Here is a 15,031-nt window from a genome sequence, read left to right as displayed (position 1 = left end):
GACCCGGTGGCAGACGCCGGGTCTAGCTTCAATCCCCAATCCGCTTCGAAGTAACACCTCAAACAGGTTAAGGAAGTTATGAATAAGCAACCAAGGCAACGAATTGTTTTAAAAGTCGGCAGCGCCCTGATTGCCCCTGACAGACAGGGCTGTAGCTCGCGCTATCTGCTGGCCATAGCCCAATTCATTGTGCGCTGCCGCGCTAAAGGCATTCAGACCATACTGGTTTCTTCCGGCTCAATTGCCGCCGGAGCCCACAGATTTCCGCTCAAACCTGGCAGTGAAGCCAATAGCCCTGAGGCCCAGGTGGTACTGAAAAAAGCCATGGCCGCCGCCGGGCAGACTGAGATGATGGCGACCTGGGATAAGTTTTTCGACTTTCCCACGGCGCAAATTCTGCTGACCCATGGCGATCTGCGCGACAGAGAGCGTTACCTGTCGATTAGGGAAACCGTGTTTACCCTGCTGGATCACGACATACTGCCGATCCTCAACGAAAACGATACCGTCACCACAGATGCACTCAAGGTGGGTGACAACGATAACCTGTCGGCCATGGTGGCAGCCGCGGCCGACGCTGATACCTTAGTGATCTGCTCGGATATTGATGGCCTCTACAACAAAAACCCGCATCTGCACAGCGATGCCGAGCTGCTGCCCGAGGTCAATAAAATCGATGCCGCCATCTATGCCATGGCCGGCGGCAGTCACAGCGATGTCGGCACCGGCGGCATGCGCACCAAGATAGAAGCGGCGGAAAAGGCCAGCTCCCACGGCATTGATACCTATATAGTCAACGGCTTCAAAGAGGAGAGCTTCAACGCCCTGTTGTCGGGTCGCAATCCCGGCACCCTGTTCCGGGCATCCGAAACTCCGTTGCAGGAGCGGATGCATTGGCTGACCCACACTGTCAGGGCTCAAGGGGAAGTGATAGTCGCCGCCGATGAGGTGATGGACAGCGCCAAGAATTGCGCCGAGCTTTCCAGCAATGAAGTACTTGAGGTCAAGGGCAACTTTGCCGCCGGCGATACCATACTGCTGCGCAGCGACGACGGCACCCGTCTGGCCAAGGCCCGCAGCAACTACAGCAGCAGCCTGCTGAGTTTTATCGCCGAGCAGGAAGACCCTGAACTGGCCGACAGCTTCACCGACAGCCTGGGCGGCATAGTCTCGGAAAAAGATATCGCCCTACTCAGTAAAACGCCGCAACTGGAAGAATAGCAGCGGCCCGCCACCAGAGTAGCGCAACGAACAAAGGAGGACCCTAATGAGTCTGATAACCACACTGGCAAGCTCAGCGGCCAAGGCGGCCAGGGAGCTGGCACTCATAGATACCCAAACCAAAAATCAGGTGCTGAAAGCGATGGCCCGGGCGCTTCTCGCTGAAAATGACAATATTCTCAAGGCCAATGAGGAAGATCTCCTTGCGGCCCGCAACGCAGGTCTCAGCGAAGCCATGCTCGACCGTCTGACCCTGACGCCAGAGCGGATCGCCGCCATGGCCAGTGGCATTGACACCATAGTCGAGCTGGATGACCCCGTGGGTCAGCGCCGCGAGCTGGGCCGCCGCCCCAACGGTATTCAGATAAGCAAGCTCAGAGTGCCGCTCGGGGTAGTCTGTATGATCTATGAGGCGCGCCCCAATGTGACCGCTGATGCCGCAGCGTTGTGTTTCAAATCGGGCAACGCGGTAATACTGCGGGGCGGTAAAGAGGCACTCAACTCCAGCCTGGCGATAGCCAAAGTGCTGCACAAAGTGCTGCAGGAGTTCAAACTGCCGACCGCGCTGGTATCCGTGGTGCCGGATCCCGACCGCGCCTTGATGCTGGAACTGTTGCAGCAGCGCGACTACATCGACCTGGTGATCCCAAGAGGCGGCGAAGGCCTGATCAACTTTGTCAGCGACAACTCTAAAATCCCGGTTATCCAGCACTTTAAAGGCGTTTGTCACCTCTATGTCGACAGAGATGCCGATGTGGAAAAGGCGCTCAACCTACTGCTCAACGGCAAGACCCAGCGCACCGGTGTCTGTAATGCCCTAGAGGGCCTGTTGGTACACAAGGATATCGCCAAAGTCTGGCTGCCTATCGCCGCTCAGGCCTTGGCCGACAAGGGGGTGAAAATTAATGCCGATGAAAAGTCGGCACCCTTCTTCGACCAGGCCACTGTGCTAACGGAAGACGAGTTCGGCCAGGAATACCTGAGCCTGGAAATCGCCGTACGCCAGGTCGACTCGCTGGCGGATGCCATGGAGCATATCGCCCGCTTCGGCAGCCACCATACCGAGGTGATCTGCACCGAAAGCCAGCAAGCGGCGCAACAGTTTCAGCAAGGAGTCGATGCCTCTGTGGTGATGGTCAACGCCTCATCGCGCTTCAGCGACGGCAGCGAGCTTGGGCTAGGTGCCGAAATCGGTATCGCCACCACTAAGCTCCATGCCTACGGCCCCATGGGACTGGAGTCATTGACCACGGAGAAATTCCTGGTCAATGGCACAGGTCAGACACGCGATTGAGGAAGGGTTTGGCAATAGCGGGGCTTACTGCCAAACCGCTATTGCCCACCACCTAGAGTGCGGATGCTGGAAGCCCGAATAAGGACAGGGTGTCCGAGAACGGCCTTCTCGCACTGACTGCTCTGCATTGAGGCATTTGAACCACAACTTTAGGCCGCTGGCACTGCGGCTAACATGGCTTCCAGCTAAAAGTTACTAATTAGTATTGGCAGGGCCTCCGGCGACGGATGTTTCTCATTGCCTGCCGCAGGCTTATGCACAGGCGATCCTGTGACACGGCGTGAATACGTCCCTGTAGCCTCGTCGAAAACATCCTTGTTTTCGACGGTCACAGTCCCGCCTATGCCTGGAAAATAGGCGTATGTCTGCAGCTCAAAACAACTCTGTGTGGGAAGAATTGCACCAATTCCCCCTTCGGAGCCGCCGCTGGCGTTGTTGCAAATTGGCGTAGCCGAGACAGGGATGTCGAGGCTCGAAGGTCGAGCACGGATGCGAGTCCTGAGTGTAGCCAATTTGCTTCATAAGCCAGCGGGGATTTCGGCTACGTCGGGGTGTCCTTGGGGATGCAAGGGGCTTTGGACAAGCAAAGCCCCTTGCCCGGTGTGGTTTGGCGAGAGTTGCGTAGCAACGTGCTTTCGAGCGAGAGCCAGGGATGGCGAACTGGCCGTTGTGCATGGATGCATTTACTCCACGACTTTAGGCCGCTGGCACAGCGGCTATCATAGCTTCCAGCTAAAAGTTACTAATTAGTATTGGCAGGGCCTCCGGCGACGGATGTTTCTCATTGCCTGCCGCAGGCTTATGCACAGGCGATCCTGTGACTCGCTGCGAGTACATCCCTGGCTCAGAAGGTCACAGTTCCACCTGAGCCTGGAAAATAGGCGTATGTCTGTAGGTATATAAACAATTTCAAGCAACGCTATGATTGCAGAATTGCACCAATTCCCCTCGGTGTAGCCGGCAGCCATTGGCGCATAATAAGGCGGCAGAAACATGGATGCCGAATCAGCGCCCAAGCTCCCTGGGTTCAACCTCATTAGTCTCTATCGCGAACAGAGTTTTGCTCCAGTAAACAAAGCCTCCCCGTGGCAAAAGGTTGCGACTGAGGTAAAATAGCCCATCTTTTGTCGGCGGCATCTCATACTTGTATGACTCCACAGCGGCTCTACCTCTCAAGCACAGCCTTTTTTGCTGCTTGCTGCTGCCCCGCCGCCGGCTCGCATTCTCCCGGAAACAGGCAGATAACAATAACCCCGCCTGCCGGACTTAGCCTTAAACCCTACACCCAGAGGAATACTCGTCATGAGTCTTGCTGATTCCGTTCTAGCCGTAAACAATGATTTGCCTATCCGCACCGACAAGCCGGTTCACAGCGGAAAAGTGCGCAGTGTCTACTGGTTGACCGAGGCCGACAGCGCCAGATTGATCCGTGAAAAGGGCTATGATGTGCCCGCCGATACTCCGCTGGCAATCATGGTGATCTCGGATCGTATCTCCGCCTTCGATTGCATCTTCCACGGCGAAGAGGACCTCAAAGGGATCCCGGGCAAAGGGGCAGCGCTCAATGCCATCTCCAACCACTGGTTCAGCCTGTTCAAGGAAAAAGGGCTGGCCGACAGCCATATTCTCGACATTCCCCATCCCTTCGTGTGGATAGTGCAAAAGGCTCGCCCGATAAAGGTGGAAGCCATTATTCGCCGCTATATTACCGGTTCCATGTGGCGCGCCTATCAAAAGGGTGAGCGGGTATTTTGCGGCATCACGCTGCCGGAAGGATTACAAAAGGACCAGCAGCTACCCGAGTTACTGATCACCCCATCGACCAAGGGCATACTCAAGGGGATCCCCGGGGTACCGGAGCAGGATGATGTCAACATCAGTCGCGCAGATATCGAAGCCAACTTCGAGGCCTTCGGCTTTGAAAAGCCTGAAGATATCGATCTGTACGAAAAGCTGCTCAAGCAGGGATTCGAAGTCATTTCCGAGGCGCTGGCACAGCAAGATCAGATCTTTGTCGATACCAAGTTCGAATTTGGCTATGTCACTGACAAACAAGGCCAGTCCAAGCTTATCTATATGGATGAAGTGGGAACCCCAGACTCTTCACGTATTTGGGATGGCAGCGCCTACCGTGACGGCAAGATCCTCGAGAACTCCAAAGAAGGCTTCCGTCAGTTCCTGCTCAACCACTTCCCGGATCCGGATATCCTGTTGAACAAGGATAGAATGCCGGAACGTGAAGCCCTGGCCCGCGACAACGACCTGCCACTGGAGGCCATGATGAATGTCTCGCGTACCTACACAGGTATTGCCGAGAAAGTCACCGGAGCCAAGATCACTCTCTCGGATAATCCCAAGGCAGAAATCATCCGGGTACTCAAGGAACAATACGGCCTGGTGGACTAAGGCATTCTGCCGCGGCTGCGACTCAGGCAGTTTCCCGTTAAGCATAAAGCCCCGTCCGGGGCTTTATTCGTTCAATGACAGGGATTTTAGCCGAACCGGCACCTGCGAATATCTCCCCTGAACGCCAAATTTGTACCTTGCCAAGGCTGGCTTAAACTTAAAGAAGTGGCCAAGGCCGAGTAAAAGGAGATGCATCATGCGTACCCGACAAATCCTCTGTCCGGTCGACTTCTCTGAAGAATCCGAACACGCCCTGGAATATGCCATAGAGTTGGCTGCACTCTATAAAGTGAAGCTGAGGCTGCTGCATGTGATCAGCAAAGCCTATGGCGAAGACATTACCACTCTGCCCCATCACGAAGAGAACTTCGGCATAGTGGCCGTGACCCAGGCGCAGCTACAGCAACATATGCAGGCCTACGCCTCGGAGAAAATCCATGCACTTTTGCAGCAGTTGCATCCAGAGCAGCAACTCGAGGTGCTTATCCGCCGCGGCAGCGCTGCCGGCCAAATCCTCGAAGAGGCCGAGAACGCCAATGTCGGCATGATAGTTATCGGCTGTCATCAACGCACTGCGCTGGCCCATTGGCTGCTGCCCAGTGTCGCCGAGGAGATTATCAACAAGGCCAAGTGCCCCGTGATGGTAGTAAAGTAGCCTTATCGGCTCAGAGCTTCACTTCACTGTAGGTAGTCCAGGCCAGTAAATTACCCATCTGCGGCACTATCCAAACGGCTGTCTTGTGATCCTGGTAGACCCGGAAGTAGTAGATCTCCTCATCACGGATATCGTCTTTACGGATCTCGCGATAGAAGTGCATCGCCGAGTCACTGACATTGTCCGGCTTGGTGAGTTCTTTCTGGTTCACTTTCACCTGGAACACATCCACCGGGGTGCCGGAAATCTCGGTGCGGTACTGGTGAAAATAGCCCCGCAGTTGATATTTTATCGGTGTGGTAAGGCAGTCCTGGTCGGTAACGCAGGCCGATGAATAAAACTGCCCCGAGTCTTTACTGTCGTAAACCAGCGATAGGCTGAGATCGGTACGCACCAAGAGCTCATCGGCGACCGGGAAATAGATATCCGCATGGTAGTTGTGCTCCACCAACTCGGCATTGTCTACCGCCGGCGGCAAAATAATGCGGTTGTAGCGGATCCGCCGCTCCATCTCCTGGCTCAGGGGCACAAACTCCTTCATGCTGAGACCGGCAGGTTTGGGATCTATGGCGGTGATATTGATGATGCCATCACCGTCACAGCCGGTTTCATCGGCACTGGGACAGATGGCAAAAGAGTAATTACGGCCATCCGAGGCGGCATAAGCGCTGAAATGCTTCAATCCGGGGATAAGATTTCCCTCAGGCGCCAGATGCTTTTGCCACATGGAAGGATGCAGCTGCTTGGCCTCATCACTGTAAAACAACTGCGCCGAGGCCAGCGTGCCTCCCACATTCAAGGGTAACTGCTTGTCGGCACGCCAATGGCTCACCTGTTTGACCATTTCGTGATAGTCACTGTAGTACCAGAAGAAGCCCACCAGCCCCAACAGCAATAAAATACCCAGGAGTTTTATTTTCAGAGACACACTCACCAAGGCAGTGCGGATGGCTTCACCATCTGAGATGGCCAGCATATGCACATGGGACTGTTCGGAAATATTCAGCTGATAGCCACGGCGGGCAACCGTCTTGAGTTGAATTTCGGGATAGGGTTCCAGTTTCTTTCTGAGAATACTGATGCATTGGGTCAGTGAGGTCAGCGCCACCACCCGCTCCGGCCAACCTACAGCCAGCAACTCGTCTTTTCCAAACACGTTTCCCGGGGCAGACAACAGGTGTGACAATACCTGAGCCTCAGAAAACGACAGGACGATTTCTGAACCATCGCGTTGATCCAGCAAGTGTTTTGCCTTGGTATCCAACGCCAAATAGGGAGTCAGCTGTTGCATTGGCACTCCGAAAAGTCACTCCAGAAGATTTGACTGCCCCCATTCACGGGAGCTTGAGGATAGGTTATAAGTTTAACCTGAGTGCAACAGTCAGAATGTGATACTTATATCAATTAACAATTTGTTTTCGTTAAATAAAAACTATCTAATACAGCAAACTCCAATAGCAGATTCACAGCGGCCGGCGCTGAAAACTGTAGCGGCACAGCCAAGATAATAACAACAGCCAGCCAAAGAGTATTCCCAGTAACCAGGGCCAGGTCGGCACACCACTGGCCAAGCCCAGAAAACTTTGATTGAGTAAGCGAAACACACTGGCCGGGTTCAGCAACATCAGCCACTGCAATCCCGACTGCCCAAGGGTATCGGCCGCAACCACGGCCAATACCAGCAAGGCCAGATCATAGAGCAGCACCAGCAGCAGCCAAAGCAGCATCAGCAGCGCCAGTGCCTGAGCCTTCTGTTTGACCTGCATGCTGACCCAGTAGCCTAAAAGCATAAACACCAACCCGAGCAACCAGGCGCTGGCCAGCAAGAGGGCAAGGGCCGCGGGCAACTCGACGCTACGATATTCCTGAGCCAATACCGGCAGTAACCCCAAAGGCAAGCCAAACCCCAGCAGCAAAGCCAGCAGCAGGGCGCCGCCCTGCCCCATCAGTTTACCGGCCAGCCACTGACTGCGGCTCAAGGGGTAGGTCAATAGCAATAACAGGGTGCCGGCTTCGGCCTCCCCCACCACGGCATCGAAACTCAATAGCAGCGCCAGCAGCGGTACCAAGAAGACACTTAAGGTTAAAAGAGAGTTGAACAGCTGCGGCAGCGCCTGCCAACGAAACTCACCGCCTAAGGCCCCTGCGCCGAAAATAACCGCAGCCGCCAACAGGGCAAACAAACAGCAAGCCGTTTGCAACCAGCGGCTCCGCAGGCAATCTTTGAACTCCTTGGCGGCAACGATAAATAACGGATTAGGCCGCTGGGGTGTCAATGCTTCATTTTCTCTGACCAGTTGCATCAGGCGGCCTCCCCGAATCTTTTGGGCGCGACATTCCGGCGATTTGAGTCAAGCGGTGCCATAAAATGATGAAACAGCTCACCGAGCGAGGCCGGAGGCAACTGAAAGTCAAAGCAGCGGTATTGCTCCGTCAGTATGGCTATCGCCTCCGGCACGCTGGCCTTAGCCAGTTTCAACCGGCCAGCGGAAAAGCTCGGCCCCAGCACGGGATCGCCAATGAGGTCCAGCCGAGATGGCAACAGGATCTCCTGTGGTAAGTCAGCCTCTTGCCTCAGGTTATCCAGGCTTCCCAGCGCCCGCATCCGGCCATTTGCCAGCATGAGCGCCAAGTCAAGATGCGGCTCAACCAAAGCCAGTTCATGGGTGCAAACCACTATGGTACAGCCCCGCTGTTTCAGCGCCGCCAATTGGGCATACATGAGCGCCGAGGCCGAGGGGTCCAGGCCTACTGTCGGTTCATCGAGCAACAGTAATCTGGGGCAGCTCAGTAGTGCCTGCGCCAACCCAAGTCGCTGTCTCTGGCCCTTGGAACACTGTCCCAACCTGCGTTTTACCAAGCCGTCCAGTTCAAACTCAACCAGCAGCTCTTTGACTCTGGCCGCACCTATGCCCTTGAGCCCGGCGAAATAATTCAACAGTTCGCCCAAGGGCATATTGTCGTAGAAGCTGACGTTCTCCGGCAGATAACCCACCTGCATTGGGCTTTCACCTGCGGCTTTGCCGAGAATCTTCAGCTCGCCACCGGCGGGTTTCAGCAGCCCCAGTAGCAGTTTGATCAGGGTCGATTTGCCGGCACCATTATGGCCCAGCAATGCCAGCAACTTACCCTGGGGCAGCTGCAAGCTGATATCCTCCAGCACAGGCCTGTCGCCACGGACATAGGCCAATTGCCGACAATCAATGCTGGGCATAGTGGGTCTCCTCGTCACTCTGTTGCGAATTGGTTTTCATCTCTTGTTTCAGCGTAATATCAATGGGCTGCAACAAAGGAAAACTGTCGCGAATACCTATATCCTCGGCCAGTGCCAGTTGGCGCTGCAGCCAGCGCAGCAAGAGCACCACAGGGCTGTCCATCAACCATCTGGCCTCGGGGTAAAGCCAAAACAGCCTGTCCAGGGCATCGTTGGGCAGATAGGGGGTATCGCCTATGTCATCACCATCGAGATCCCAGCCCTGATAGCTGCTCCAATAGTTGCCCTGTCCCAGAAGGCTCCACTCCTGCGATTTACTGCCGACATAACGCACCTGAGTCAGATTGTTTTCTATGTTGTTGCGCCACAGACTATTGCCCTCACCGCCCAGGGCAACACTGATACCGGTATCGCTGTCACTGAAATGGTTATGGCTGATACGGTTGTCGGCGGCGCCGTAGATAAACAGCCCCTTGCCTTCACTGGCGATGGCGGGATCGCCTTTGGGGTTGTGAATAGTCGCCACCCGGTTATGGTGCACCTCGCTCTGCTGTGTCACATTGAGCAAGATACCAAAGTCGATTGCGGCGCTGACTTGATTGTGTTCCAAGGTGATCCCCTTGGAGCTCATCAGCGCATAGCCGCCCTGTAGCCACTTGGCGCTGTTGTTCCAGGCACTGTCATTGCGGGTATACATATAGTGAATGCCATATTGCTGGCGGCTGAATTGATTGTGGCTGACCCGGCTGGCGTCGACGTTTTCCAGATAGATACCGTCGCGCACCGAAGCTATCTGATTGTGGTGCAGCTCGGGGGCCTCAACATATTTGAGAAAGATGCCGTCACCTCTATCCAGCAGATAACGCCTGTCGTCACCGCTTATGTGGCAGTATTCCACTTCCGGGCGTTTGAGCTGCTCGCCATGAATGCCAAATCCAGGCCCCGACAGCTCAAGCTGCAGTAGGCGGACATCATCGGCACCCGGCAGCAGACGCACCCCGGAATCATGTTCATAAAGATCGCCGCCCCAGTTACGTATCTCAAGCCCCTGCAGGCGCACGCCGGCGGCCTTGATAGTCACGGCGCTGCCTTTACCGCCGGCATCGATTATGGTGCCGGGCTCACCGACAATGGCGATAGCCTTGTCGATCACCAGCGGCCCCAAATACTCGGCGGCAGAGAGAGTCAGCACCTCGCCTTCACTCAGTGCATCTATGCGTGCCTGCAGCGGGCTTTGGCTGCCAAGGCAGCCAAAAGAGAGCAGCATCAGCGCCAGCAGGGTGCGTAACATCTGTCTCAGTTGGCTCCTTCCAGCAGTTCCAGGGTGACCTCGTCATAGGCCAGTACCCGGCCACCCCAGGCTTCGGCGAAAGCCTGCGCCGCTTCCTTGGTTGAAAACGGTGCAACGGCAGGCCCCATCACTCCCTTCTTGCTGGTGCCATAGACATACCAGGCCTTGGTGGCATCGATAAAGGCGTTGTCGTCCGGCTGCTCCCAGTCGGTAGTGCCCATGTCATGAACAAACATGGCGGCAATACGGCGTTGATTTTCCGGTTGCAGCGCAAAGCTGAACATGTCGCGGCTGGAGCAGAACTTGGGCACGGCATCACTGTCTTTGAGCATAAGTTGGCCCTTGGGCCCAGGGTATTTGGTGATCATCATGCCGCACATATGGCACCTGTCATGCTGTTTCAGGTGCTGGGCGTGATGTTCATGATTGTGGCTCTGCGCCGGAGTACATCCGGGCAGCCCCAGCAGCAGGATGGGAATGGCGATGGCCAGCAGTGTCTTTTTCATCTTTCTCTCCAATCAATAGATTCAACGCCTCGCCGGGGCCTTGCAGGGACAACCCATTTGGCGAGGGTTGAAAAATCACTCGAGTCGGCTGCGGGCGTTGGCAATGGCATATTGCAACGCCTCACGATCCAGTTGCGTATTGTTGCTGTCCAGCAGCAGTTGCCAGTGGCCTATGGCCTCGGCATATCTTTGGTTGAGGAAGGCATCATTGGCCAGCAGCAGCCGGGTGCCGGGATCGGCACTATCCAGCGCCAGGGCCTGTTCGACCCAATCCTGGGATTCCGGCAACCACTGGCGTTGATCTCGGTAATAGGCGGCTTCGGCCAACTGCCCCAGTAAGGCGGCGCTCTTGCCCTGAAGCTGCAACTGCTGCTTCAGGGTAGCCACCGCATCCAGATACATGCCGCCGCGCACATAGGCCTGGGCCAGCTGTTGCATCAGGGCACTGTCTTGTGGCGCCTCGGCACTGGCGCGTCTGAGCCGGACAATTTCGGCGGCCAGCAGGTAGTCTATGCTGTCGTCGGCCTCGGCCGACTGCCAATCCTGGTAGCGGCCGGTATAGGAGTAAGTCCCAAGACTCAGGCCTATGATCAGCAGCGGCAGCAGACTCCAGTGCCACAGGGCAGGAAGAACTCTGTCCCCGCGGCAGGTTTGCCACTGATAGAGGGCAAACAGGCTCATAAATGCCAGGCTCAGCAGGGCCAGTCCCAACCAGAGCGGATTAGCCATAGTGCCTCCTGTCAACCGTGGCCAGGCATTGGGTGCTTGCTGTCTTTACCCGGCTTTTCGACCTTGACCAGCTCGACTTCAAACACCAGAGTGGCCTGCGGCGGGATCACCCCGGGCGCCTGCTCGCCATAGGCCAGCTTGGCAGGGATCACAAAACGGAACTTGGACCCTTCGGGCATCAGTCTCAGGCCTTCTTCCCAGCCGGGGATCACTGTCATCAGCGCGAAACGGCCGGCGGCTTTGTTTTTGTTGCTGTCTTCAAATACTGTGCCGTCGATGAGCTTGCCGACATAATTGACTGTCACCACATCTTCAGGGTTGGGCTTCTTGCCCTTGCCCATGCTCAGCACTTCGTACTGCAGGCCACTGTCGGTAACCTTAACGCCGGACTTTTTCTTGTTCTCGGCCAGGAAAGCTTCGCCGGCCTTGAGGTTTTCTTCGGCCAATTTGTCGAAGCGCGCCTCTCTTTCTTCGTTGAGGGCGATGGCTCTTTGGTTGAGCAGATCCAGGATCTGTTCATCTGTCAGTTGCTGCTTGTCTTTAAGAGCATCGGTAAAGCCGGTGATCAGCAGCTCCATATTGACTTCGGCGCCCAGCTCCAGCTGTTGGTAAACCTGGCCCGAAATATAGTTGCCCACTGAGGCGCCCAGGGCGTAGGAGGTCTTGTCTGTCTCTGTCTTCAAGTCGGCCGCCAGCGCGGGCAGGCTCAGACAAAGTGAGAGGGAAATAGTAGTAGCAAGTTTTTGTAATTTCATGGTTTTCATCCTGCAATTTCTAAATTCAATGCCCAAATAATCTATTTTCAAGGACGCTCAATCGGCCGTCCGGAAATACGCCAGCCATAGATACCATCCGGCATCTGCCTGACGTCGGTATAACCCAATTTCATCACTTCTCTGGCGGCCACATTACTGGAGGTACAGAGACGGTTGGCGCAGTAAAACACCATGGTGGTGTCCTTGTTTTCCGGCAACAATGTCTTCCAGTTATTGACGTTGAAGTAGATGGCGCCGGGAATGAAGCCATCCCCCCATATCTCCAGAGTGTTGACGTCATAGAAGATCACTCCGGGCTGGCTGAGCAGCATCTCGGCCTCACGCATGGAGATCTGGTTGAGTATCTCTTCGTGGTAAGGTGCAGGAACCAGATCCCCGCCACCGCCGGCCAACACCGCCGGTGTCGCAACCATAAATGCCAGTGGCAGCAAGGACTGTTTCAGCGCCTGTTTCAATGAGAGTCGGACTCGCATCTTTATCCTCCATTAAAGGCTCCGGACGAGCGCCCGGAGCCTGAGTTGCCTAATTACAGCGAGGCTGTCTTGGTGCCTTTGCCGTCGGCGATGGCTTCAGCCTGAGTCACATAAGTGACAGCTGCATCCATACGCTTGACTGCGTAACGGGGAGCGTGAACACCCCAGGAACCGTCTTTACGAATAAACTCAACTATGTCGCGGGCCTTGTCGGTCAGCAGCAGTACCTGAGTCTTGTCTTCGATAGACAGCTTGTTCTTGGCGACTTTGCGATCAACACGCTTGAGCGCTTCTTCCACTTTGGCCAGGCTGTCTTTAACAGGTGTCTGCCACTTCATGACCTTGCCGTAGATCTCTTTCTGATCCTTGAAGTGCAGGCCCTTGCTCAGCTCAGACTGGAACTGGCTGTGACAACCTTTACGCTCAACCACATCGTGGTCAGAGATAGAGGTACGGGCACAGGTCCACATCAGGTCGAGATAGCCGTGACCATTCTCATCCTTGGCCACAGTCCAACCTTTGGTGGTGGACTTGCGAGGTTGACCTTCGGGTGGGTTAAGGGTCTTGCGATCCGGGCTGACATCAATCTTCCACAGGTGAGACTTACGCACTGCGTCGAAACCGGCCATATCCGGATACTGAATCGCGGTGAAGTTCTCACAGCTGCCCATGTTGGGCATGTGACAGCTGGTACAGCTGTTCTTGGCGTGGGTACCTGTATTGGCTGCCATTTCGGCCTGAACCTGGTGACAGTCAACACAGTCTTTCTTGATGGCAGGCTTGGTATAACCTGATTTCCAGTCATTGCTGGTGACTTCGTGTGGATCGTGACAGGTAGAACAGCGCATACCCTTGTCATAGTGAGAAGACATGAACATCTGTGAACCTTCGGTACCACAGGAAGGACAGGCGGACTTCATCTTGACGTTGAAGGCGTATTCCAGCTTTTCTTTGCCTTGCTCTGTCTCGGCCAGCTCATCGATATAGTTGAAACGCTGGTGACAACGTTCACAATTGGAAGGCATGCCGCCACCGTTACCACCATCCAGGTGACCACCGGCGCCGTGACACTCTTCACAAGCGATACCACGGCTGATGGTGTGTTCCTGCAGCTTCTTGGGATCGCCAAGAGCATCCAGGTATTCCTGCTTGTTCTTGAAGTCAAACTTGAAGCTGTGGCAAACCTCGCAGTAGGAACTGGCAGGCTGGAACAGGAACTCTTTCTTGTACTTGGCACCGTAGGAGGTCATGCCCCACTGGTGAGAACCACTGGCGCCGAAGTCTTCCATCTTGGTGGGGAAGTCAGGAATCACCTTCTGGATCTTCTTGGCCATTTCCGGGGTCAACCATTCGGCCCAACCACGGGAGAACTGGTTACCACCGGCAACCATGGTACCTGTACCGTCTTTCAGCAGACCGCCCTCAATATGGTAGGAACCACGCACCAGGAAGCTGTCGATATAGCCATACTTGGTTCTTGGAGTACCGACTGTGGCGTAGATAGCATCCGGAGTTATGCCGTCCGGCAATACGGAAGCATCAGAACCATACAGCTTTTTCTTCAGATCATTGTCCACTTCCGGGTGTTCACCGGGGAAACGTATGGTCTTGGCGTGACGGGAGCGCTGCCACTTCTCATACTGCACCGCGTGACACTCACCGCACTTCTCAGGGCCAACAAACTTATTGGGGAAGTCGAGAATAGACTTGGCCGCCAAACGATACTGCACCGCAGATGGGCGTCCCACCCGCTTGCTGTACTTCTGGCCGTTACCTTGGTCCATGTACTCTTCACCGCGGTCACTGACCTTGTACATACCAATTAACTTGCCCTGCTCCTGATACTTGAACACAGGGTGATTCTGGAACAGGTAGTCGAACAGCTCTTTTTCCTGAACGATATAGTCCTGCAGCGTCTTGACGCCGTTTACCTTTTCCATGCCGTTGGGATTGGCGATCACCTTCTGCGCCGACTCTCCCATCTGCTTATTGCCGTGACCTGGTTTATCTGCCGCGAGCGCACCAGCCCCGCTGACGGCAGTTAAACAAAACAACATGCTGAGTGTTGTCCTTTGTTGCCATCGTCTCATCATATACTCCTGAATTTGTCGTCGGTTATTTCACAAACGAACTTGTTATTGCCGGCTTGACCGGTCACGACTCATTCTTCATATGTACAAGGACAAAAAGCTGCGCCAGAGCACAGCTAGCCCCCGCTTGAGAACTCAAGAAAGCAACACCTTACATTTACCTTTAAAAACAGTAACTTTAATCTTGAACAACAGAACTATTCAGTTCTTTTTTTGAGCGTTTTATTTCTCAAAAAACCTCAAAACCCCGGCTGAAAATTGAAAAATACCGCACCGGCAAACATAGGCTGATAAAGGCGTGACAGATCACAGAGCCAAAGGGGTAATAACCCTAGTCTCAGTGCCATAGATCCATTTCCGGGAAGTCCCGGCATAA

At 54.9% G+C, this 15,031-nt stretch carries 13 protein-coding genes; 4 read left to right on the top strand and 9 right to left on the bottom strand.

Annotated features, from left to right (window positions below):
- Nucleotides 1-78: 78 nt before the first annotated feature.
- The 4 genes from proB to HCX89_RS13395 all read left to right on the top strand — a co-directional run bounded on the left by proB (nt 79) and on the right by HCX89_RS13395 (nt 5,576).
- Nucleotides 79-1,221 carry a glutamate 5-kinase gene (gene proB, locus HCX89_RS13410; RefSeq protein WP_167716366.1) on the top strand — a complete coding sequence of 381 codons (1,143 nt, stop codon included), beginning with the start codon at nt 79-81 and terminating at the stop codon, nt 1,219-1,221.
- 46 nt (nt 1,222-1,267) lie between these two features.
- Nucleotides 1,268-2,515, top strand: coding sequence for a glutamate-5-semialdehyde dehydrogenase (locus tag HCX89_RS13405; RefSeq protein WP_167716364.1), 1,248 nt, complete (start codon nt 1,268-1,270; stop codon nt 2,513-2,515).
- 1,302 nt (nt 2,516-3,817) lie between these two features.
- On the top strand, nt 3,818-4,921 hold the full coding sequence (locus HCX89_RS13400) for a phosphoribosylaminoimidazolesuccinocarboxamide synthase (protein ID WP_025009300.1): 1,104 nt from the start codon (nt 3,818-3,820) through the stop codon (nt 4,919-4,921).
- 196 nt (nt 4,922-5,117) lie between these two features.
- Entirely contained in the window at nt 5,118-5,576 is a 459-nt protein-coding gene (locus tag HCX89_RS13395) for a universal stress protein (RefSeq protein WP_044733608.1), read from the top strand.
- A gap of 10 nt (nt 5,577-5,586) precedes the next feature.
- On the opposite strand, the gene HCX89_RS13390 is transcribed toward HCX89_RS13395, so the two are convergent.
- The 9 genes from HCX89_RS13390 to HCX89_RS13350 form a co-directional block, all read right to left on the bottom strand.
- Nucleotides 5,587-6,867, bottom strand: a complete 1,281-nt coding sequence (locus HCX89_RS13390) for a winged helix-turn-helix domain-containing protein (protein WP_025009298.1) — start codon at nt 6,865-6,867, stop codon at nt 5,587-5,589.
- A gap of 172 nt (nt 6,868-7,039) precedes the next feature.
- Entirely contained in the window at nt 7,040-7,879 is an 840-nt protein-coding gene (locus HCX89_RS13385) for an ABC transporter permease subunit (RefSeq protein WP_096142044.1), read from the bottom strand.
- Nucleotides 7,879-8,790: an ATP-binding cassette domain-containing protein gene (locus tag HCX89_RS13380; RefSeq protein ID WP_109247262.1), complete on the bottom strand. Its 912-nt coding sequence runs from the start codon at nt 8,788-8,790 to the stop codon at nt 7,879-7,881. The genes HCX89_RS13385 and HCX89_RS13380 overlap by 1 nt, the downstream gene beginning before the upstream one ends.
- Nucleotides 8,777-10,081 (bottom strand): nitrous oxide reductase family maturation protein NosD, encoded by a 1,305-nt coding sequence (gene nosD / locus HCX89_RS13375; RefSeq protein ID WP_109247261.1) that lies wholly within the window; start codon nt 10,079-10,081, stop codon nt 8,777-8,779. The genes HCX89_RS13380 and nosD overlap by 14 nt, the downstream gene beginning before the upstream one ends.
- A gap of 5 nt (nt 10,082-10,086) precedes the next feature.
- A complete protein-coding gene (locus tag HCX89_RS13370; protein WP_109247260.1) occupies nt 10,087-10,587 on the bottom strand; it encodes a nitrous oxide reductase accessory protein NosL in 501 nt (166 codons plus the stop codon).
- 75 nt (nt 10,588-10,662) lie between these two features.
- Nucleotides 10,663-11,316 (bottom strand): hypothetical protein, encoded by a 654-nt coding sequence (locus HCX89_RS13365; protein ID WP_028779621.1) that lies wholly within the window; start codon nt 11,314-11,316, stop codon nt 10,663-10,665.
- Between the two features lie 11 nt (nt 11,317-11,327).
- Nucleotides 11,328-12,080 (bottom strand): FKBP-type peptidyl-prolyl cis-trans isomerase, encoded by a 753-nt coding sequence (locus tag HCX89_RS13360; RefSeq protein WP_044733604.1) that lies wholly within the window; start codon nt 12,078-12,080, stop codon nt 11,328-11,330.
- 38 nt (nt 12,081-12,118) lie between these two features.
- On the bottom strand, nt 12,119-12,505 hold the full coding sequence (locus tag HCX89_RS13355) for a rhodanese-like domain-containing protein (protein ID WP_243881568.1): 387 nt from the start codon (nt 12,503-12,505) through the stop codon (nt 12,119-12,121).
- A 113-nt stretch (nt 12,506-12,618) separates the two neighbouring features.
- Nucleotides 12,619-14,655 (bottom strand): cytochrome c, encoded by a 2,037-nt coding sequence (locus HCX89_RS13350; RefSeq protein ID WP_025886840.1) that lies wholly within the window; start codon nt 14,653-14,655, stop codon nt 12,619-12,621.
- Nucleotides 14,656-15,031 lie beyond the last annotated feature (376 nt).

It is taken from the genome of Shewanella sp. Iso12 (assembly GCF_012030025.1).
Lineage (GTDB): Bacteria > Pseudomonadota > Gammaproteobacteria > Enterobacterales > Shewanellaceae > Shewanella > Shewanella algae.
The sequence above is the reverse complement of the archived record's forward strand: the minus strand, read 5'-3'. Positions and strand labels throughout refer to the sequence as shown.

Bases quoted from the DNA above. Each gene is read 5' to 3' on its own strand.
- proB (WP_167716366.1), top strand. From the start codon at position 79: ATGAATAAGCAACCAAGGCAACGAATTGTTTTAAAAGTCGGCAGCGCC.
- HCX89_RS13405 (WP_167716364.1), top strand. From the start codon at position 1,268: ATGAGTCTGATAACCACACTGGCAAGCTCAGCGGCCAAGGCGGCCAGG.
- HCX89_RS13400 (WP_025009300.1), top strand. From the start codon at position 3,818: ATGAGTCTTGCTGATTCCGTTCTAGCCGTAAACAATGATTTGCCTATC.
- HCX89_RS13395 (WP_044733608.1), top strand. From the start codon at position 5,118: ATGCGTACCCGACAAATCCTCTGTCCGGTCGACTTCTCTGAAGAATCC.
- HCX89_RS13390 (WP_025009298.1), bottom strand. From the start codon at position 6,867: ATGCAACAGCTGACTCCCTATTTGGCGTTGGATACCAAGGCAAAACAC.
- HCX89_RS13385 (WP_096142044.1), bottom strand. From the start codon at position 7,879: ATGCAACTGGTCAGAGAAAATGAAGCATTGACACCCCAGCGGCCTAAT.
- HCX89_RS13380 (WP_109247262.1), bottom strand. From the start codon at position 8,790: ATGCCCAGCATTGATTGTCGGCAATTGGCCTATGTCCGTGGCGACAGG.
- nosD (WP_109247261.1), bottom strand. From the start codon at position 10,081: ATGTTACGCACCCTGCTGGCGCTGATGCTGCTCTCTTTTGGCTGCCTT.
- HCX89_RS13370 (WP_109247260.1), bottom strand. From the start codon at position 10,587: ATGAAAAAGACACTGCTGGCCATCGCCATTCCCATCCTGCTGCTGGGG.
- HCX89_RS13365 (WP_028779621.1), bottom strand. From the start codon at position 11,316: ATGGCTAATCCGCTCTGGTTGGGACTGGCCCTGCTGAGCCTGGCATTT.
- HCX89_RS13360 (WP_044733604.1), bottom strand. From the start codon at position 12,080: ATGAAAACCATGAAATTACAAAAACTTGCTACTACTATTTCCCTCTCA.
- HCX89_RS13355 (WP_243881568.1), bottom strand. From the start codon at position 12,505: ATGGTTGCGACACCGGCGGTGTTGGCCGGCGGTGGCGGGGATCTGGTT.
- HCX89_RS13350 (WP_025886840.1), bottom strand. From the start codon at position 14,655: ATGAGACGATGGCAACAAAGGACAACACTCAGCATGTTGTTTTGTTTA.